Source organism: Luteimonas sp. GW821-FHT14E02, from assembly GCF_058803905.1.
In genome coordinates this window covers 368,565-387,871 of record NZ_JBXAPK010000001.1, presented here as the reverse complement: position 1 = coordinate 387,871, position 19,307 = coordinate 368,565, and the positions used below count along the sequence as shown (strand labels likewise).

The 19,307-nt window shown below is 66.7% G+C and carries 14 protein-coding genes; 4 read left to right on the top strand and 10 right to left on the bottom strand.

Annotated features, from left to right (window positions below; translation table 11 throughout):
- Positions 1-20: 20 nt before the first annotated feature.
- The gene (locus tag AC1RNP_RS01620; protein WP_493049468.1) at positions 21-341 is read right to left on the bottom strand and encodes a hypothetical protein; all 321 of its coding nucleotides are present in this window, start codon (positions 339-341) and stop codon (positions 21-23) included.
- A 486-nt stretch (positions 342-827) separates the two neighbouring features.
- On the opposite strand from AC1RNP_RS01620, the gene AC1RNP_RS01615 reads away from it, so the two are divergent.
- The gene (locus AC1RNP_RS01615) at positions 828-3,536 is read left to right on the top strand and encodes a hypothetical protein (protein WP_493049467.1); all 2,709 of its coding nucleotides are present in this window, start codon (positions 828-830) and stop codon (positions 3,534-3,536) included.
- Positions 3,537-3,835: 299 nt separating this feature from the next.
- Positions 3,836-5,176 carry a DNA recombination protein RmuC gene (locus AC1RNP_RS01610; RefSeq protein ID WP_493049466.1) on the top strand — a complete coding sequence of 447 codons (1,341 nt, stop codon included), beginning with the start codon at positions 3,836-3,838 and terminating at the stop codon, positions 5,174-5,176.
- Positions 5,177-5,257: 81 nt separating this feature from the next.
- On the opposite strand, the gene AC1RNP_RS01605 is transcribed toward AC1RNP_RS01610, so the two are convergent.
- The 9 genes from AC1RNP_RS01605 to AC1RNP_RS01565 form a co-directional block, all read right to left on the bottom strand.
- Positions 5,258-6,382, bottom strand: coding sequence for an MlaA family lipoprotein (locus AC1RNP_RS01605; protein WP_493049465.1), 1,125 nt, complete (start codon positions 6,380-6,382; stop codon positions 5,258-5,260).
- A gap of 40 nt (positions 6,383-6,422) precedes the next feature.
- Positions 6,423-6,719: an STAS domain-containing protein gene (locus tag AC1RNP_RS01600; RefSeq protein ID WP_493049464.1), complete on the bottom strand. Its 297-nt coding sequence runs from the start codon at positions 6,717-6,719 to the stop codon at positions 6,423-6,425.
- Positions 6,720-6,729: 10 nt separating this feature from the next.
- Positions 6,730-7,407 carry an MlaC/ttg2D family ABC transporter substrate-binding protein gene (locus AC1RNP_RS01595; RefSeq protein ID WP_493049786.1) on the bottom strand — a complete coding sequence of 226 codons (678 nt, stop codon included), beginning with the start codon at positions 7,405-7,407 and terminating at the stop codon, positions 6,730-6,732.
- Entirely contained in the window at positions 7,407-7,943 is a 537-nt protein-coding gene (gene mlaD, locus AC1RNP_RS01590; protein ID WP_493049463.1) for an outer membrane lipid asymmetry maintenance protein MlaD, read from the bottom strand. The genes AC1RNP_RS01595 and mlaD overlap by 1 nt, the downstream gene beginning before the upstream one ends.
- A gap of 4 nt (positions 7,944-7,947) precedes the next feature.
- On the bottom strand, positions 7,948-8,697 hold the full coding sequence (locus AC1RNP_RS01585) for an MlaE family lipid ABC transporter permease subunit (RefSeq protein WP_226467436.1): 750 nt from the start codon (positions 8,695-8,697) through the stop codon (positions 7,948-7,950).
- Entirely contained in the window at positions 8,697-9,500 is an 804-nt protein-coding gene (locus AC1RNP_RS01580) for an ABC transporter ATP-binding protein (RefSeq protein ID WP_493049462.1), read from the bottom strand. The genes AC1RNP_RS01585 and AC1RNP_RS01580 overlap by 1 nt, the downstream gene beginning before the upstream one ends.
- A 171-nt stretch (positions 9,501-9,671) precedes the next feature.
- Positions 9,672-10,643, bottom strand: coding sequence for a CorA family divalent cation transporter (locus tag AC1RNP_RS01575; protein WP_493049460.1), 972 nt, complete (start codon positions 10,641-10,643; stop codon positions 9,672-9,674).
- A 50-nt stretch (positions 10,644-10,693) separates the two neighbouring features.
- Positions 10,694-11,089 (bottom strand): hypothetical protein, encoded by a 396-nt coding sequence (locus AC1RNP_RS01570; RefSeq protein ID WP_493049459.1) that lies wholly within the window; start codon positions 11,087-11,089, stop codon positions 10,694-10,696.
- Positions 11,090-11,114: 25 nt separating this feature from the next.
- Positions 11,115-11,792: a PA4824 family protein gene (locus AC1RNP_RS01565; protein WP_493049458.1), complete on the bottom strand. Its 678-nt coding sequence runs from the start codon at positions 11,790-11,792 to the stop codon at positions 11,115-11,117.
- 422 nt (positions 11,793-12,214) lie between these two features.
- Between AC1RNP_RS01565 and recC the strand changes: the two genes are divergently transcribed.
- Positions 12,215-15,691, top strand: a complete 3,477-nt coding sequence (gene recC, locus AC1RNP_RS01560; RefSeq protein WP_493049457.1) for an exodeoxyribonuclease V subunit gamma — start codon at positions 12,215-12,217, stop codon at positions 15,689-15,691.
- Positions 15,688-19,299 (top strand): UvrD-helicase domain-containing protein, encoded by a 3,612-nt coding sequence (locus AC1RNP_RS01555; protein WP_493049456.1) that lies wholly within the window; start codon positions 15,688-15,690, stop codon positions 19,297-19,299. Before recC ends, AC1RNP_RS01555 begins: the two co-directional genes overlap by 4 nt.
- Positions 19,300-19,307: the final 8 nt, after the last annotated feature.

Sequence of the window (19,307 nt, the reverse complement as noted above, 5' to 3'; positions counted from 1 at the left end):
GCGGTCTGGAGGCGGACGGCTCAGGGCGCATTGGCCTGCATCGTCTCCAACTGCTTCTGACACGTCGCGAGATCGGTGAACACCATGTATTCGATGTCGTCGTTGACCTCGCAGAGGTAGCTCGGCACCGTGCCGGTGAACCCGCCTTCGGCGGAATGCTTGCAACGCTGGAAGCGCGCGCGCAGCTTCGGGCCGATCTTGGTACAGCGCGCGGATTCGGGATGCAGCCAGTCGAAGCCGTAGTTCCCGGCGGACAGCGCGACAGGCTCGACGGCGAGGGAAGACGAAGCGCTAAAGATCGTGGCGAACGCTGCCGCCAGGGCGAAAACGCGAAGACGCATGAGTCGGGTCCTTCCGATGGAGATGATCCAGCATGGACGAGCAGTCGAAGGCATTCAAGCCCGCGCGCGCATGCGAACCCATCGTCGATGGAAGAATTTGCGATACCGGCGTGATTGCCGCGTGAGCGAGGAATGACATGTCGCTTCGCGATCTGCTCCTTCATTTGCAACGTTCGCCATTCATTGAGTTCGAACTAATACTTTCCGGCTAATCTAGGGTTTTCCCCAGTTCCCATGATCGGGGCCGCGGGTCCATGTTGGTTTCGCAGCGAATGCGATGCCCCTTCATCGACCGGCGCGATTTTTCAGATGTGGCGCGCGTGTTGGAGCCGATGAGACGCATCGCTTCCTCCGGAAGACGGCCTTTGCGAAAACCTTTCGCAAGGCTCCGGTCGATCTCAACGATGCGAGGCTCTTCTCATGGCAGTCGGTCCCATTACCCAGAGAAACACGACTACTCAAGACCCAGGCGAAAATGGCGATGAGGTGTCTACCGGCAGGGCCGATCTCGAGAAGCTGGCGGACAAGCTGCATGATGTCGGCGAAAAATCCGCGAAGAAGGACGATTACAACAGGCGCCTGGAATCGCTCGCGAGCGAGTTCCTGCCCACGCTGAGTAAGGAAGACCAGGGGCGCTTCATCGGTGTCGTCATGGAGAAGGACAAGGGCGCGCTCGGCTCCTGGCTGCAGGGCGATCGCTTGAGCAAGCTGGTCGACGATGGACGCATCAGCGCCGACGATCGGCAGCGCGTCCTGGACGGCGTGACACGCGGCTACAACGACGACCACATTCCGAAGGAAAAGGCGTCGGAATTCATCGACACCGACAACGCCAAGCCCGGAGGCGACGACAACGGTGGTTCCAAGGCGCCGCCGGAAGATGCCGAGGCGCCCAAGGACGTGCTGGACGGCGGCTTCAAGGAAGTCGGCGACAAGGACTCCATCGATTACGACAACATCGAAAACGTCTCGTATCCCGGCGAATACGAGGACGGATGGCTTCGCCTCGAGATGAAGGACGGCGGCAAGTACGCGGTGAATGCCGCCAATTCGCCGGAGGTCTACGACCTGGCGGAGCGCAAGTACCTTGATCTTGGCCAGGGAACGATCGATGGCATGCGCGAGAAGGTCAAGCTCGACAAGGTGGCCGACACCGATGTGTTCTCGCTGGAGACCAGCGAGGAGGTGGACGGTCACAAGCTCAAGGTCGGCGACGCGGCGCTGAAGCTGATGATCGACGAAATCAAGGGCAAGGACGATCTCTACGAGGACAGTCCGCAGGCGCAATTCCTGCGCATGGTTGAGGCGCGCAGCGCGGTGACCAACGGCAAGTTCATCCATCCGGTCTACGAAAACCGCCACATCAATGTTGGCGGCCGCACCAAGACCGAAACGGAAAACCTGATGAAGCTGGAATCGGCCGACATGCAGGAGATGTTCGACGAGGGCGCCATCAACCGGAAGCTCGACGCGCTGATGGGCGACGAGCAGGTCTCCGCGCTGTACCAGAAGAGCCTGAAGGCGGCGATCGAGAAGGTGCCGGAAAGCGATCGCACGGGTATGGCGGACAAGCTCGCAAAGGTCGTCGAAAGTCCGGATTACGTGATCGCGGCCAACAACCTGCCCGAAAACGACAAGCCGCGCGCGAAGGCGGACATCGAGGATGCGGTCTCGCAACTGGCCCTGCTCGATCCGGATCGCGCCAGGACCGCCGGCCAGACGTTCGCCGTCCATGCGCTGGCGAGCGATATCGATACGAAGCTCGCGCATCCGGAAGCGATCGCGCCGGAGGCGGAGGTCGATGGCGTCGACGCGGGGCTGGCGGCGATCAAGAACGGCATGGACAAGGCGAAGCTGCCCTTCGATCTGGCCGATGGCATCGACGAGTTCCTCGAAAAGGGCGGCGACGAGGCCAAGCAGGATTTCGCGAAGGTCGCCGCCGGCTTGCGTCAGGAAGGCTATGCGCAGGAGGACATTGACAAAGTGTTCTCCGATGTCGACTTCGCCAGCGACAAGAAGGATTCGATCCGCGGCCTGGTCGACGATCTCTCCTCCAACGGCCTGCTGCCGGCGGTGAGCGGCGCCATCGGCATCACTTCGACCGTGCGCAGTCTGGTCAACGACGGCTTCGGCGAGACGCCGGAAGAAAAACTCGCCGTCGCCGGCGGCATCATCGGCATGGTCGGATCCCTGGAGGGCGCGGGCAAGCTGCTGGGCAATCTTGCCAAGGGGATGGACGGTTCGGCGCTGGATTTGCTGGGCGTGGCCAAGGGCATCCAGTCCAACATCGGTGTGGAAACCAGGCACGGCAACCAGGCGGTGTCCGCGATTGGCGAGAACGTCGCCGGCACGGACATTCCCGCCGCCGAGGTGCCGAATTCGGACAAGGTGCTCAAGGGGCTGGAAGGCGCGGCCGGCGACACGGGAGGCATGGATCCCGCGCGCCTGTCGAAATCGACGCTGAAGGTGTTGTCGGATTATTCGGGCAAGGCCGGAGGCATGTTGAGTGTGGTCACGGGCGGCATGAATGCGGCCGCTGCCTTCTCAGGAGACAGTTCACCGGCCGAAAAGGCCGAGGCGGTGCTGGGCGTGATGTCCGGGACGCTCGAGGTGGCGCCCGATGTCCTGAAGGCGGGAAGCAGGTTCGTGTCCGCGGTCGGCGGCAACGCGGCCGGTGCCGTGGCCGAGCGTGTGGCGGGCGCCCTCACCCGCGGCCTGGGCCCGATCGGCGTGGCGCTGACCGTGGTGTCCGAATTGGTGTCGGTATTCGTCAACGACGCCAAGGACAAGAAGGAAGCGAAGGAACAGTACGAATGGTTCTCCAAGCTGGGCGAGGATGGCGTCACCAAGGGCGACTGGAATCTCAAGTACGACTACGCGGTGACTACGCTCAACAGCTTTGGCAATGCGCGCGACTACATCGATAACCTGCGCGATCTGCGCGATGCCGACTGGGGCGGGCGCCAGGCGCCGAAGGACCGGAGCATCTTCGATTTCCATCGCGAGGAATTCGCCGACTTCAAGACCAAATGGGAAAAGGATCGCGGCGCGGATACGTACGTGGAATTCCTCGACCCGGACAAGCGCAAGGCGGATTTCAAACGAGAGAAGGACCACATGGACGAGGTCAAGGAGTACATGGACTCGCATCCGACCTACTTCCCGGGCTACAACGACTGGGTATTGGAGCTTTGAATCACCGGCGTCAGGTGATGACCAGTTTTCCGGTCCACATCACACCTGACGGCGGCCATGGGTCGCCGTTGCGGACGTTCCGGCCAGCCTTGATCTGCGATTCATGGCGCGACCTGGGCGACCGATTGCGAATCAGAACGCGTCACTGACGTACTGCCCTGATAGATCGAGAGATCGGATCGAAGGGGCATTTCACGTGCGGCGCCATCATCCTGGCGGGCCGTGGAGCGGAAACCGCTTCCCACGCCATTTGCGGTCCCGTTCGCAGCCCTTGGGACGGCCGCGACTACACTATCCGCATGCCCGCCATCGAACTCCTGCTGTTCCTGCTCGTCCTCGGCATCGTGGCCGTGATCGCGCTGCTGCTCGTCTTGCTGCTGCGCAAGCCCGAGCGCGTGCTGGAAGCGGCCTTGCGCGAGGAGCAGCGCAGTGGCCGCAGCGAATTGCGCGAGCAGCTCGACAGTCTGTCGGCAGCGCAGGAGCAGCGCATCGAGGGATTCGGCGCGCGCCTGACCGATCTGAGCACGCGCACGGATCAGCGTCTGGACGTGCTGCGCGAGGCCTTGACCGAGGACGCGCGCAAGGCGCGCACAGAAGGCGCGGAACTGCAGCAGCGCTTCGCCGACGTCCTCGGCCAGCGCCTGAACGAGCTGACTCAGCGCAACGAGCAGCGCATCGGCGAGATGCGCACGACGCTCGAACAGAAGCTGCGAGAACTGCAGACCGACAACGCCGCCAAGCTTGAGCAGATGCGCGAGACGGTCGACGAGAAATTGCAGACGACGCTGGAAACGCGCCTGGGCGCCTCGTTCAAGCTCGTTTCCGAGCGGCTCGAACAGGTGCAGCGCGGTCTGGGCGAGATGCAGCAGCTGGCGACCGGTGTCGGCGATCTCAAGCGCGTGCTGAGCAACGTCAAGACGCGCGGCATCTTCGGCGAGGTGCAATTGGCGGCACTGCTGGAGCAGGTGCTGACCATCGAGCAGTACGAAACCAACTGCGCCACCGTGCCGGGCAGCAACGAGCGCGTCGAGTTCGCGGTGAAGCTGCCGGGGCCGCGCGATGATGCGCCGGTGTTGTTGCCGATCGACGCCAAGTTTCCGCGCGAGGATTACGAGCGTCTGCTCGATGCGCAGGAGCGCGGAGATCTCGAAGCGGTCGCCGTGGCTTCAGCCGCGCTGGAGCGGCAGGTGCGGGTGGAGGCCAAGCGCATCCGCGACAAATATCTGGCACCGCCGCATACGACCGATTTCGCGTTGCTGTTCCTGCCCATCGAAGGGTTGTATGCGGAAACGCTGCGGCGCCCGGGCCTGTTCGATTCGTTGCAGCGGGATTATCGCGTCACGCTGGTCGGACCGACCACGCTGCTGGCGCTGCTCAACAGCCTGCAGATGGGGTTCCGCACGCTGGCGATCGAGAAGCGCTCCGGCGAGATCCGGCAGCTGCTCGGTGCGGTGAAGGCGGAGTTCGGGAAATTCGCCGGCGTGCTGGAGAAGGCGCGCGATCAGCTCGACACGGTGCGCAACAGCATCGACAAGGCCGGTGTGCGCACGCGGGCGATCGAGAAGCAGCTCAAGGGTGTGGAGACGCTGCCGGCCGCGGAGGCGCAGAGGATGCTGGGGGGTGATTCGGAGTCCGAGTAGCGGAGCTTTTTCGCTCGTCATTCCCGCCTGTGCGGGAATGACGAGCCAAGGCTGAAGCCTTCCGAACAGCCCGGCGTCAGATCAGGGGACCGACGTGCCCGGCACGATCGGCATCACATCCACCGGTACGGTGGGATTGTCCTGATCGTCCTGCAGGTAGTCCGGCAGCGCTTCGTCCTGCTGCTTCTTGCGGTTGCTATCGTTGAAGATCTGGTAATTGCGGCGTTGCAGCCAGGCATCGCGCACCAGCGAGTAGTCGTCGGCCGCGCCTTCGCGGATCTCGTCGACCGCGAACAGCTTGGTGCGCACGTCCACCAGCTGCAGGCCCTGCAGGAAGATGCGCGCCTTGTCGTTCTCCACCTGCCGCAGCGGCGAGAGCGGCGCGTCGCCGACCAGGCCGAAGGTGTCGCGCACGGTGCGCGGACCGAACAACGGCAGTTCGACGTAGCGCGAACGCTGCCAGCCCCACACGCCGAGCGTCTGGCCGAAGTCCTCGCTCTTGTTCGGAACCTTGCCGCGCGAGGCGGGATCGAAGATGCCGCCGATGCCGATGGTGGAGTTGATCAGGAAGCGGCCGAGCGAATCCCAGGCCTGCTTCGGCTTGCCCTGCAGTAGCGCATTGAACGCGCTGACCGGCTGGCCGAGGTTGTTGAAGAAGTTGCTCACGCCAAGACGCACCGGGCGCGGCACGACCTTCACGTAGGCCTTGGCGAGCGGCTTGGCGACGCCGCGGTCGACGGCGTTGTTGAAGCGGTGCACCTTGCGGTTCCACTTCTCCCACGGGTCGAAGCTTTGCGGCTGTTCGGCCGGTGCGGGCAGGGTGGAATCGGCGACGGGGTCGTAAGGGGCCTGCTGCTGCGAGCCGTAGATCGCGGCGCTGTCCTGTTCCGCTTGTGTGGGCGCGCCGGTGGCGGGCGCGCTCGCGTCCTGTGCGGTGGCGGGCGTGGTGTCCGCCGTGGGGGGGGCCGCGCTGTCCGGGGCGACGGGTGGGTTCGCGGACGGCTGCGTCGTCGAGGCCTCGGCCGGCGCTGTCTGCGCGGGCGCCGTGGCCGCGGTCTCGCTCTGGACCGGGGTCGACGTCTGCGCGTTGTCGCGCACGCCGCCCTGTCCCGCGCAGGCGCTCGCCAGCAGGGTCGCCGCCAGCAGGGCCGCCGCCAGGATCGGCGATGGGCCGCCAACGCGGCGAAGGGATGAGATGGGGGTCATGGGAGGCACTCCGTCGCGAACATCATGGGGGAGAAACCGATCAAGCCGCCGCGAAGGCCAGGTTCGGGGTCAGTCGATAAGCAGCGCGCAGTTCGGCCAGGCCGGCGGGTTCGCCGTCGATCGTGACCTCGCCGCCGGCGCGCGCGGCCAGTTCCGCCAGCAACGCCAGGCCGGCGCTGTCCAGGCGTTCCACCGCGCGCAGGTCGAGCCGGCGCACGCCGGCCGGCGCCCCGATCTGTTTCCACAATGCGGTGACGCCGCTGCGCAGCAGCGCGCCGCTGAAAATCAGCGCGTCGCCTTCGCGGCGGACCTGGGAAGCGGTGGCGGCGGAGGCCATGGCGGGCTGCTTATTTCTTATTGCGATCGACGGGCGCGGCCTGCAGCTGGCCGCTGCGCAGCTCGGCCGCCACCTGCGGGATCGACTTGCGCTGCAGCTCGCCGTCGAACTGCTGGCGGAAGGTCTGCACGAACGACACGCCTTCCACCATCACGTCGAACACCTTCCACTGCCCGCCGCTCTGGCGCAGCAGATAGTCGACCGGAATGGCGTCGCCGCCGCTGCGCAGCAGCTCGCTCGACACCTTCACGCCGAGCCCGCGCGGCAGCGGCGTCTCGTTTGTCACGCGCACGCGCAGCTGGGTGTTGAAGTCCAGCAGCGAGGAGCCGTAGCGCTGCATCAGGCCATCGGCGAGGGCATCGGCGAAGGTCTTGATGTCGGCGTCGGAGGCGCCGCGGCCATGGCGGCCCAGCACCTGTCGCGCCGCGTAGTCGCGATCGAAGATGTTGTTGAATTCGGTCATCACGAACTGGCGCAGGGCCGCACGGTTGCGCGTGAACTCGGCGCGGCGGCTTTCCAGCGTGGTCAGGATGCGCTGGCTGTTGTCGAGCACCAGCTTGCTGGGCGAACCCTGCTGCGTGCTGGCGGCAGGCGCGGCGGCTTTCGCGGCGGACTGCGCCAGCGCCAGGCCGGGCGCTGCGGCGAGCAGCGAGGCGGCGACGAGGAGGGACAGCACGTTACGTTTCATCATTGCGGTTTCGCCTCTTCATTGGGGGCGGGAGTAGAAGGAGTGCCGGCATCGCCGGCGGCGCCGGGCTTGTCGCCGCCGCCGCCGCTGAAGATGTACTTGCCGACCATCTGGATCAGGTCGACGGCTGGCGTGGTGAATGCGATCTCGTCGCCCGGTTTCAAGGCCTCCGGATCGCCGCCCGGCTGCAGGCCGACGTAGCTGTCGCCGAGCAGGCCGTTGCTGAGGATGCTGGCCGAGGTGTCGGCGGACAGATCGTTGTAGCGGCTGTCGATGGCCAGTGTGGCCACCGAATCCAGGCGCTTGGGATCCAGGCCGATGCTGTCGACCCGGCCGATGGTGACGCCACCGATCTTCACCGGCGCCATCGGCCGCAGCTGGCCGACGTTGGTGAAACGCGCCTTCAGCTCGTAGGTATCGCCGCTGAAGCCAAAGCGGCCGTTGGTGGAGGCGATCGCCAGCACCAGCAGCGAGCCCAGCGCCAACAGGAGGAAGGCGCCGACGGCGAATTCGAGACGGGGACCGCGGGTACTCATGGAGTCACCTGAACAATAGGGCAGACAGGACGAAATTGAACATCAGCACCAGCAACGATGCGTTCACCACAGCGCGCGTGGTGGCCACCGAGGTGCCCTCGATGGTCGGCTCGGCGTGGTAGCCGACGTAGCAGGCCACCATCGCGGCGACGCCGCCGAACACCGCCGACTTCTCGAACGCCACCAGGAAATCGTGGCGGAAGTCGACCGCATCCTTGAGCACCTGCCAGAACGTGCCGGCATCGATGCCGAGCACGTGCACAGCCTCGAAATAGCTGGCGGTGATGCCGAGGCTGCAGAAGAAGCCGGTGAGCAGCGGCACGGTGAGCACCGCCGCCCAGAAGCGCGGCGCAACCGCCTTGGCGACCGGATCGATCGCCATCAGGCCAAGCGCGGTAACTTGGTCCGTGGCGCGCATCAGGCCGAGTTCGGCGGCGATCGAGGAGCCGGCGCGGCCGACGAACAGCAGCGCGGTCAGCACCGGTGCCAGCTCGCGGTACAGGCCGAGGCCGACCAGCGCGCTGATCTGGCCGGCAGCGCCGTAGGTTTCCAGCGCGCGATAGCCGAGCAGGGTGACCGACAGGCCGACGAAGGCGCCGCCGACGGCGATGATCGGCAGGCTGCGCGCGCCGATCTTGTAGATCTCGCGGATCAGCTCGGCGAAGAAATCGGCGGTCGGTTTCGAGGCGCGCAGCACCGACAGCGAGAACAGCCCGGCGCGGCCGAGCGAACGGGTGGCGGCGACGAACGCCATTACGCGGCCTCCGTGCGGGATGCGCTGTCAAAGGCGATGGGCCCATCCGGCTCGCCGCGCAGGAACTGCAGCACCAGCGGGTCCTGCGTCGCCTCCAGCTCCGCCGGCGTGCCGGAGAAGACGATGCGGCCGTTGGCGATCACGATGGCGCGATCGGCCACCGGCAGCGTCTCGTGCACGTGGTGGGTGACGATGATGCTGGTCAGGCCGAGGCTGTCGTTCAAGCGCGAGATCAGGCTCATGATCACGCCGCTGGCGATCGGGTCCAGGCCGGTCAGCGGTTCGTCGTAGATCATCAGCGGCGGATCGAGCGACAGCGCGCGCGCCAGCGCCACGCGCCGCGCCATGCCGCCGGACAGCTCGCGCGGATACAGATCGGCGGCGGTGCGCAGGCCGACCGCGTGCAGCTTCATGTCCACCAGGCGCCGGATCACAGGCTTGGGCAGATCGGTGTGCGCGCGCAGTGGCAGCGCCACGTTCTCGGCCACCGTCAGGTCGGTGAGCAGGCCGTTGCCCTGCAGCAGCACGCCGATGCTCTTGCGCAGCTCGAGCAGGGCGCGCTGGCGCTGCGGGACGGGCTGGCCGAAGACTTCCACGCTGCCCGCGGCCGGGACCAGTTCACCGGTCAGCGCCGCCAGCAGCGTCGACTTGCCGCTGCCCGACGGCCCCAGCACCGCTGTCACGCTGCCGCGCGGCACGGCCAGATCGATGCCGGACAGCACTGTCCGCGCGCCACGGTCCAGGCGCACGCCGGACAGGCGCACGGCGATGTCTTGCTGCGATGGCGAAAGCTCGGCGGACATGGGGCGGCTGGGTATGAAGGGGGTTTTCGCCCGGGCATACGGGCGTAATCCCGCACAGCTTGGATAAACGCGGCTGAATAGGATTAAACCGGACAGTACAGGAATTATCCCCATTCCGCGCCGCACGTCACGCTGCCGGGCGCCCGGTTGTGACAGGGCGCCGGCATGGATTCACCGCAACCAGCCCTTGCGCTTGATGTAGACCAGCGGCAGCAGCGCGGCGAACAACGTGAGCACGATCGACATGGTGAAGCCGTGCTTCCAGGTCAGCTCCGGCATCACCGAGAAGTTCATGCCGTAGAAGGTCGCCACCAGCGTCGGCGGCAGGAACACCGCCGTGATGATGGTGAACACCTTTACGATCTGGTTCTGCTTGATGTTGAGCAGGCCGACCACCGAGTTCTGCAGATAGCGCACCTTGTCGTGCTCGAACATGGCGTGCTCCTTCACGCCGTTGACGTCGGCGATCAGTTCCTTCACCAGCGCCTGCAGATCCGGGTCCTTGCGGCCGTCCACCTCGCCGTTGAGGTAGCGCACCACGCGCGCCAGGCCGAGCTGGCTTTCCAGGCAGCGCGAGATCAGCTCCTCGCTGTCGTTGAGATCGAGCAGGGTCTCGGTGAGATCGCTCACGCCCAGTTCGCGTCCGGACGTGCCGGTGTCGCTGGACAGGTTGGCGATGGTGTCGGCCGTCTGCTCCAGCGCCTCGGCGATGCCTTCGATCACCTGGCTGGTGCCATCGTTGACGCCGGCCAGGATCATGCGCAGCAGCGACTTGGCATCCGTGGCTAGGCCGCTCTTGCGCGCGAGCCGTTGCAGGGCGCGGCTGAGTGGGGTGAATTCCGGCGTGTCGTGCAGTGTCACCAGCAGGCGGTCGCCCAGCACGAAGGTGACCTTGTGGAACTCCGGCTCGCGACGCTCGTTCATCGCCACGATCTCCGCGAACAGGTACACGTATTCCTCGTCCTCGTGGACGCTGGAGTGCTGCAGCTGCGGATCGACGTTGTAGTGCTCGCGCAGCAGATCCAGATCGCCCGGCTGCGTCTGGCCGATGTCGATCCACAGGAAGCCGCCGTGTTCGGGCAGCGGCGCCAGGCCGGCCTGCGACTTGATCTTGTCCTCGTGCAGGAAGATGGAACGGATCATGGGAATCTCCTGGTCGAAATTACGAAGTAACGAAATTTGGCGAAGCAAGGTCAGCGCGTGGCCAGCGGCGTGCGCAGGATCTGTCCGGTGGCGGCGTCGATTTCCACCTGCCAGGGTTTGCCGTCGCGGATGGCGGTGGCCTGGAAGCCGTCGCCGCCGGCATGGAGGCCGCGAATCTCCACGAAGCCGCCGCGCGCGAGCGCTTGCCGCGCCTGCGGCAGCGACATCGGTTCAATGATTGGCGCGGAAGCGCGTTTCCTCGCCGCGCTGAAATCGCCGTGCGCGGGCGAGGTCGACGATGTCTTCGTCGTTGCCTCGTCGGGCTGCATCTGGTGGATCGCCAGCAAGACCGCCGAGAGCAGGACATAGAGAATGATCACGGCGAGGATCACTTCGTTCTCCAGCCGCGATTTCTGGATTTCGGGGCGTGCGCGCTTGAGGTTCATGGGCGTTCTCCGCAACGTGGGTGGGTCAGTGGGGAAGCAGGACGTTCAGGCCGAGCGTCAGCCAGGAGCCGTTCTCCGGCCCGGTCTGGCGGCCGAGCAGGAGGTCGAGCGTCGTGAGTTCGTTCAAGGCGTGGCGAACGCCGAATTGGCCGACCGCGGTGCCGCGATGGTCGCCGTAGGCGTCGGCGAGCAGCGTCCAGGCTTGCGCCAGTTCGAGTTCGAGCCCGACACCGCCGGTGACGACGCCAGGAATGCCTTCCGATTTGCTCCAGCCGAGATTGGCGTGCAGGACGGCGCTGCGTCGTGCGTCGACGGCGACGCTGAAGGGGACGTTGGCCGACCAGCCGGTCCAGCGATCGACGCCGGCATCCCAGTTCGCGCCGAGGGAAACACCCATGCCCCAGGCATGCGTGTCGAAATCGCGGAACAGATGCTTGGCGCCGAGCGTCCAGAGCGGCCCGGCATCGGGATGCGTGGATCGGCTGACGCCGAGCGCGAGTTCGGTGCCGGCGACATTGCAGGCGGGAACCGCGCTCAGCTCATGCCCGGGTGCATGCATGCGTACCCACGATTCCACCTGACAATGACCCGGCGGCGTGATGGCCGCATCGTCGACGTACAGGCTCGCGCCCGCCCATGCGCGGAACGCGCAGAGCGGCACGCAGATCGCCAGCATCGCGGCAAGCGGAAACTTGAAGGGCATCGGCGCTCTCCGGAACACGGAAATGCCGAAGGCCTCCCACTCGGGAGTTGCGTGGATTGCGTTGGGGATTGCGAGGTTAGGACGCGAGTGTCATTTCGCGTGCCACGGCCCCGTCCTGAGCGGACGGGACCGACCTTGGGTCAGCGGGTCCGTCGGCTCAGGAGCAGCAACGAGATCGACTATGACTGTCCAAGGTGGGCGGCCCTCTGGGCGGGTGGGAAACGAAGGCGCGCACTATAAGCGCGTGCGCCGGGAGGGGCAACCCGTGATTCGCAGGTTTTACGGGCAATTTATGAGCGGTTTCGCGAGAAGGCGGTCGGTGCAGGCCGTGCCAGAGGCTGCCCGCTCCGGCGCCGCATCAACGCTCGACGACGCATCGGAACTTCTCGCTTCGCGCGACCCGTCTCCGGCATCATGCCGCGATGCCCGAACAGCGCGGCCAACGCAGCGGCTTCCGCCTGATCCACTCCAACGCGCTCGACGTGCTGGCCGCGGTGTTGGCCGAGCGCCTGCGTGCGCCGCCCTCCGACGGCGACTGGCTGCGACCTGAAACGGTATTGGTGCCGCAGTATTCGATGCGGCGCTGGTTGCAGCAATTCCTGGCCGAGCGCATCGGCATCTGCGCCAACGTGCGCTTCCTCACGCCGGGCGAATTCGTCGACATGGCGCTGGACGCCAACCTCGGCGCCGCCGCGCCCGCCGATCGCCTGCGGCCGGAAGCGCTGCGCTGGCATCTGTTGCGCGAACTGCGCATGCGGCCGCCCGCCGATTACGCGCGCTTCGTCGCCAACGCCGACGGTGCCGGCGAACGCAAGGCGTGGTCACTGGCCTGCGCCCTGTCCGAGACGTTCGAGAAATACCAGGCCTGGCGCCGCGATCTGCTGCTGCGCTGGGAAGCCGGCGCCGAACCGGAGGACGCGCAGGCGCAGCTGTGGCGCCGCATCGCGCGCGGGCGTGCGCATCGTGCGCGCCGCATCGGCGATTACCTGCAACATTTCGGCGCCGAAAGCGTTGCCATGCCAGGGCAACTGCCGCCACGGCTGTTCGTCTTCGCCTGCCAGAACGTCTCGCCGGATGTGCTGCAAGTGATCGCGAGCCAGGCGCGCGCCGGCGAACAGGATTTCTTCCTGCACACGCCCAGCCGCGCCTACTGGGGGGATCTCGCGCGCTGGGCGCGCACGTATGTGCCGGCCGAGATCGACCCGCCTGTCGGAAACCATGAAGGCTTGTTCGACGATCTTTTCGGCTTCGATCACGACAACCTCGACCGCCGTAACCCCCTGCTGGCCGCGTGGGGGCAGGCCGAACGCGATTTCATCGCCGCGCTCGGTGGCGGCGAAGCGGTGCGGGCGCACTACGAAGCACAGGCGTTCGTCGAGCCGCCGCGCGCGACGTTGCTGGGACGTCTGCAGGCCGATGTCCTCGACAATCGCGCCCCGCTGATCGAGAGCACACTGGTCGAGAGCGCCGACCGCGCATGGCCGCGCGCGCGCGTCGATCGTTCCGACACCAGCCTGCAATTCCATGCCTGTCATACGCGTCTTCGCGAGGTGCAGGTTCTGCACGATCAGCTGCGCGCGCTGCTGGAAACGCCGGGCAGCGACGATGCGCCGCGCCTGGACCCGCGCGACATCGCCGTGCTCGCCCCCGACATCGACGCCTACGCCCCCCACATCGAAGCCGTGTTCGGTGGCGCGCTCGGCACGTCGCGCGAGATTCCCTACACCATCGCCGATACCAGCCCGCTGGCCGGCGAACCGCTGGCGGACGCATTCCTGCGCCTGCTCGATCTGCCGCTGCGGCCGCTGCGCCTGACCGAATTCCTCGATCTGCTCGCGGTGCCGGCGATCGCGCGCCGCTTCGATCTCGACGATGGCGCGCGCGCCAGCTTGCAAGCCTGGCTGGAAACGGCCGGCGCACGCTGGGGACTCGATGGTGCCGATCGCATGCGCGCTGGCGCCTTGAATGATGATGTCTACACCCTGCAATTCGCGCTCGACCGGCTCTTGCTCGGTTACGCCGCCGATGCGGAGGAAGACATCGCCGGCGTGGCGCCCTGGCCCGAACTCGAAGGACAGTCAACGCGGGCACTCGATGGCTGCCTGCGCTTCGTCGCGCTGCTGCGCGAAACGGCATCCGCGCTGACCGGCCCGCATGCGCCGGGCGAGTGGGCGATGCGGCTCGATCATCTGCTCGATGCCGCTTTCGGCGCCGAGCCCGACGACGCGGGCGACCGACGCACGCTGGAGCGCCTGCGCCAGGCCGTGGCCGCCTTCGCCGACGGCGCGTCCGATGCCGGTTTCGATGCGCCGGTCGAACATGCGCTGCTGCGCGATCAGTTGCTCGCTGACCTGCACGCGGCCGATGCGCGCGCGCCGTTTCTCTCCGGCGGTGTCTGCTTCGGCCGCATGGTGCCGATGCGGCTGATTCCCTTCCGCGTGATCTGCCTGCTTGGCCTCGACGACGGCGCGTTCCCCGCGCGTGAAACGCGTGATCCGCTCAATCGCATCCAGCAGGCGCTGGACACGCCGCAGCGCCGCATCGGCGATCCCTCGCGGCGCGACGCGGATCGTTATCTGTTCCTGCAGCTGTTCAATTCCGCCGGGCGCGTGCTCTATCTCAGCTGGGTGGGTTTCGATGCGCGCGATGGCAGCGTGCGCGAGCCCTCGATGCTGGTGTCAGAACTGCTCGACGTCGCCGCGCGCTATCACAGCGGCGATGCCGACGCGATTAAGCACGACTTGGTGGTGCGGCATGCCTTGCAGCCATTTTCTCCGGCGGCCTTCGGCGCGGCGCATGTCGATGAAGGCGAGGGTGATCCGCGACGCTTCAGTTTCGATGCGCGCTGGCGTGAGGCGATTCCTGAAAACGCGCTCATGCAGGAGGTGCCTGTCGAAACGCCGGTCTTCGCGATGGCGCTGCCGCCGCGTGCGCAGGCGGGAGAGGACAGTGAGATCGACGAAGTCGTCACGCTGGAACAACTGCGCCGGTCGCTGAGCAGACCGCAGGCGGTGTACTTGCGCGAAGGTCTCGGTCTTCGCCTGCCCGAAGACACGCCGCCGCTCGCCGAGCACGAACCGCTCGGCATGCCTGATGCGCTGCAGCGCCACGCCTTGCGTCAGAGCATCTTCGAGCGATGGCTGGAGACGGGGTCGGCGCCGGATCCGCGACAGTTGCACACGCACCTGCTCGCACGCGCGCAACTGGCGCCCGGTGCCGACGGTCTCGCCACGTTGGCGATGGTGATCGCCGAAGTGCGACCCTTCGCCGAGGCCGCGCTGTCGGTGGGATTCCAGGGTGAAGGCGATCCAATCAGCTTCGCGCAAACGGTGTTCGATTTCGGGAGCGCGATGCCACGCGCGCGCTTCGGCGGCGGATTGTGGGGCCGCTATCGGCAAGGATTCCTGCGCGTCGCGTTGAATCCAGGCGGATTGCATGGCGGCCATGTCCTGCGACATCGCCTTGATGCATTGGTCGCCGCCACATTGAACGAGCCTGTGCCGGTATTCGAGCTGTCCGTCGACGGCAAGGGTGGTTCGCCGCGCATCGAACAGATTCCAATGCCGGAACCCGAAGACGCGATGCGGGCATTGCAGTCACTGCTGGCGCTGCGCCGCCGCCTGTTGCGCGCGCCGCTGCCGTTCCTGCCCAAGAGCGGCTATGCGTTCTACCAAGCCGGTGATGAGGATGTCGGCCTGCGCGCCGCACGCGCGCAATGGCTGGGCAACGATTTCGGATTGCCGGGCGAGGCCGATGCGGCGACGCGGCTGGCCTTGCGCGGCTGCGATCCGTTCCTTGATGGCAATATCGAGATGCGCGGCCGCTTCGCCGATGCCTCGCGAGCGATCTTCACCGCGCTGATCGAAAGCGACAGCACCGGCGTGGAGGCACTGCCGTGAGCGGAGCCGCGATTCCGGGCGGCGACGTCGTCTTCGACACGAGCCTGGACGAACGCAGCCTGATCGAGGCCAGCGCCGGCACCGGCAAGACCTATGCACTGGCCGGACTGTTCGTGCGTGCCGTGATCGAGCGGCGCCTGCGCGTGCCGCAGATCCTTGCCGTCACGTACACCGTCGCCGCCACGCAGGAGCTGCACGCGCGCGTGCGCCAGCGGCTGGAACGCGCCGAAGCATTGGCGGCGAACTGGCAGGAAGAGGGCGGCACGGACGACGATGCGGAGACAGCCATGCTCCGCGGGCTGCTACGCAACGCATTGCACGATGGAAGCGGTGAAACCCTGATGTCGCTGCGCTGGCGCCTCGCGCGCGCGGCACGCGATCTTGATCTTGCCGCCATCTCGACCATCCATGGCTTCTGCCAGCGCGTGCTCGCCGAGCATGCGCTCGAGACCGCGCAACCCTTGCTCGCCGCCGAGATCGAAGCCCGCGACGCCGCGGCGCGCGCGCGGCTGGCAGTGGAGTTGTGGCGCGAATTCTCGCAGCAAGAGAGTGAGGCCGCGCTCTCGGACGATTTGTTCCTGCGCCGTCGCTTCGGTGATCTTGCCGGACTGGCCGATGCCATCGATACGCTGCTCGCGCCGGAACCGCTGCTGCCGCCGGCACTCGCGGCACTCCCGGCCGATCCACGGCCGGCGATCGCGGCAAGCTGGTGGGCGTTGCGCACGGCTTTCGACGCAGACGGCGAGGCCGTGCGCGAGATGCTGCAGCTTGCGATCACGGACAAGACGCTCAACAACAGCCAGTACAAGCCCGCGCACGTCGATGCGCTGTGGCGCTGGTTCCTGGCGCAGCCTCCCGACCTTCCACCTGCGCAGTTGCACGAGAAGCTGGCCAAGTACACGCCGCAGGCGCTGTCGGCCGGGACGAGCCAGAAAGGGCAGGGAAAGACGCCGCAATCCTCCTTGTTTGCAAGCATCGCGGCGTTCTGCGAGGCGCAGGCGACGTTCTCCGTCTGGCAGGAGGCTCGCGATCTGCAGCGTCTGCATGCGTTGCGCGAGGCGGCCCGTCGTCGCGATGCTGCTTACAAGACATCGTTCAATGTGCGCGATTACGACGATCTGATCAGCGCTGTACACGCCGCCGCCGTCGATCCGCGCATCGGCCCGCCGCTGGCGGCCGCGCTGCGTGCGCAGTTCCCGCTGGTGCTGGTGGATGAGTTCCAGGACACCGATGCGCGGCAGTGGGCAATCTTCGAGGCATTGTTCGGCAGCGGCGGCCTCGTGCTCGTCGGCGATCCCAAGCAGGCGATCTACCGGTTCCGCGGCGGCGACGTGCACACGTATCTGCAGGCGCGTGCGAGTGCCGAGAACACGCTGTCGCTGCAGCGCAACTTCCGTTCGCGCCCTGGTGTGCTCGCCGCCATCGAAGCCATGTTCGCGCAAGCGCCTGACGATGCGCTGGGCGAGGGCATCGCCTTCGAACCGGTGGCGCCCGGAGGCCGTGCGCGCGATGACGATCTCCGCTTCGACGACGCACCAGCGCCCGCACTCGCTTTCCACACCGTGCCGGCGCGTGAGGATGCGCGTGCGAAAGACTGGGCCAAGGAAGATTCGATCCGCATCGCCGCGGCGCTGTGCGCGGATGCGATCCGCGATCGGCTGCAGTTTGCCCGTGATGGCCGCTTGCTGCGCCGCGATGGCGCGTTGGGTTTGCGTCCGCTCGAACCACGCGATTGCGCCGTCCTGGTCCGCACGCACCGCGAAGCCGATGCCGTGCGCCGCGCCCTGGCACGCCGCGGCGTGCCGGCGGTGGCCAGCGGTCGCATCAGCCTGTTCGAAACCGAGGAAGCCGATGAACTGCTGACCCTGCTGCTGGCACTGCGCGAGAGCCGCGACGATCGCCGCCTGCGCGCGGCACTGGCAACGCGCCTGCTCGGGTGCACGGCAGTCGATATCGATGCGCTCGATCAGGATTCTCGTCTCCTGCGCGATTGGCAACAACGTTTCGAGGACTGGCGCACGCGCTGGGAACGACACGGGCCACAAGCCTTGATCGCGCAGGTCGTCGCCGAACATGCGGTGCGCCTGCTGGCCGAAGCCGATGGCGAACGCCGCGTCACCAATCTGCTGCAACTTGGCGAACTGCTGCAGGAAGCGGGTAGCCGCAAGCTCGGCACGCAGGGCCAGCTCGACTGGCTGCGTGGCGCCATCGCCACCGCCGAGCCGGACGACGAAGCGCAGCAACCGCGCCTGGAGTCGGATGCCGGCCGCGTTCACATCCTCACGTTGCACAAGAGCAAGGGACTCGAATATCCGCTGGTGTTCCTGCCCTTCGTCGGCATCGGCCGCGATCCGCAGCGCAATCTCAAGGTGGCCGTCTATCCGCATGAAGGCCAGCGCGTGCGGCAGTGGAAGACTGAGCAGGCCTATCCCGGCGCGCCGTCGTGGGATGAAGCCGTGCGGCGTCATGTCGAGGAGGATCGCGCCGAGGACATGCGCCTGCTGTACGTCGGCCTCACCCGCGCGCGCGATGCGCTGTGGCTGTGCGGCGGCGCGCTCGCCGAGCATGCCGGCACCGCGCTGCAGCGTCTGTTGCAGGGCGAGGCGCCATCGCCGGTGCTGCGCGAGTTGCTGGGCGGCGATCTGCTCCTGAGCGAAGGCTTGCCGGATATGTTGCTTCGACGTCTTTCGCCAACGCCCACCGAAGGCGCACCGCTGGCGCGCATCGCGACGCGCCGCCTGCAGCGAGACTGGTGGATCCACAGCTTCAGCCAGCTGCATCAGCAGAAATCGCAGGGCGCGCAGGCGTTGGCCGACGAGGCGCCCGCCGACGACGAGCGAGTCACGCAGCCTGGCACGGACCCGCGACTGGGTGGCACGCGTTTCGGCAATGCCTTGCATCATGCGCTGGAGCACGTCGATTTCTCCGCGTGGCGCGATCATGGCGACGAGGACATCCCTTTGTCGCAACGCGAGATCCTGCTCGAGGCCCTGCGCAGCCAGCGCTATCGCGATGACGATCTCGATCTCGGCCTGCAGGCGCTGGCGCCGCTGGTCGCGCGCACGCTCAACGTTCGATTGCCGGAGGGCGTCCGGCTCTGCGATCTCGCGCCGGAAGCCCGCGTGTCCGAACTGGAATTCCATTTCGGATTGCGCGGCGCCGCCACCCGCGATCTGTTGCGACTGCTGCAGACGCACGGCTTGCTGCAGGATCGTCACGACTTCGGCGCGTGGCCGCAGTTGTCGGGCCTGATGACCGGCAAGCTCGATCTGACCTATCGCGTCGGCGAGCGCGTCTACGTGCTCGACTACAAATCGAACCAGCTGCCGTCCTACGACCAGGCGACCCTGGCCGAGCGGATGCGGGCCAGCGAGTACGACCTGCAGGCCTTGCTGTACGCCGTCGCCTTGCAGCGCTGGCTGCGTCTGCGGCTGGGCACGGCCTACGACTTCGATCGCCACTTCGGCGGCGCGCGTTATGTCTTCTGCCGCGGGCTCGATGCGCGGCACGACTTCGACGACCAGATGCCTGCCAGAGGAGTATTCGTCCCCGAGTTGCCGCGGGCGCTCGTCGATGCAGCCGAGGCGCTGCTGGCGGGTGATCCATGAGCATGCCG

Bases quoted from the DNA above. Each gene is read 5' to 3' on its own strand.
- AC1RNP_RS01595 (WP_493049786.1), bottom strand. From the start codon at position 7,407: ATGAAACGTAACGTGCTGTCCCTCCTCGTCGCCGCCTCGCTGCTCGCC.
- AC1RNP_RS01575 (WP_493049460.1), bottom strand. From the start codon at position 10,643: ATGATCCGTTCCATCTTCCTGCACGAGGACAAGATCAAGTCGCAGGCC.
- AC1RNP_RS01600 (WP_493049464.1), bottom strand. From the start codon at position 6,719: ATGGCCTCCGCCGCCACCGCTTCCCAGGTCCGCCGCGAAGGCGACGCG.
- mlaD (WP_493049463.1), bottom strand. From the start codon at position 7,943: ATGAGTACCCGCGGTCCCCGTCTCGAATTCGCCGTCGGCGCCTTCCTC.
- AC1RNP_RS01580 (WP_493049462.1), bottom strand. From the start codon at position 9,500: ATGTCCGCCGAGCTTTCGCCATCGCAGCAAGACATCGCCGTGCGCCTG.
- AC1RNP_RS01585 (WP_226467436.1), bottom strand. From the start codon at position 8,697: ATGGCGTTCGTCGCCGCCACCCGTTCGCTCGGCCGCGCCGGGCTGTTC.
- AC1RNP_RS01620 (WP_493049468.1), bottom strand. From the start codon at position 341: ATGCGTCTTCGCGTTTTCGCCCTGGCGGCAGCGTTCGCCACGATCTTT.
- AC1RNP_RS01605 (WP_493049465.1), bottom strand. From the start codon at position 6,382: ATGACCCCCATCTCATCCCTTCGCCGCGTTGGCGGCCCATCGCCGATC.
- AC1RNP_RS01565 (WP_493049458.1), bottom strand. From the start codon at position 11,792: ATGCCCTTCAAGTTTCCGCTTGCCGCGATGCTGGCGATCTGCGTGCCG.
- AC1RNP_RS01610 (WP_493049466.1), top strand. From the start codon at position 3,836: ATGCCCGCCATCGAACTCCTGCTGTTCCTGCTCGTCCTCGGCATCGTG.
- recC (WP_493049457.1), top strand. From the start codon at position 12,215: ATGCCCGAACAGCGCGGCCAACGCAGCGGCTTCCGCCTGATCCACTCC.
- AC1RNP_RS01570 (WP_493049459.1), bottom strand. From the start codon at position 11,089: ATGAACCTCAAGCGCGCACGCCCCGAAATCCAGAAATCGCGGCTGGAG.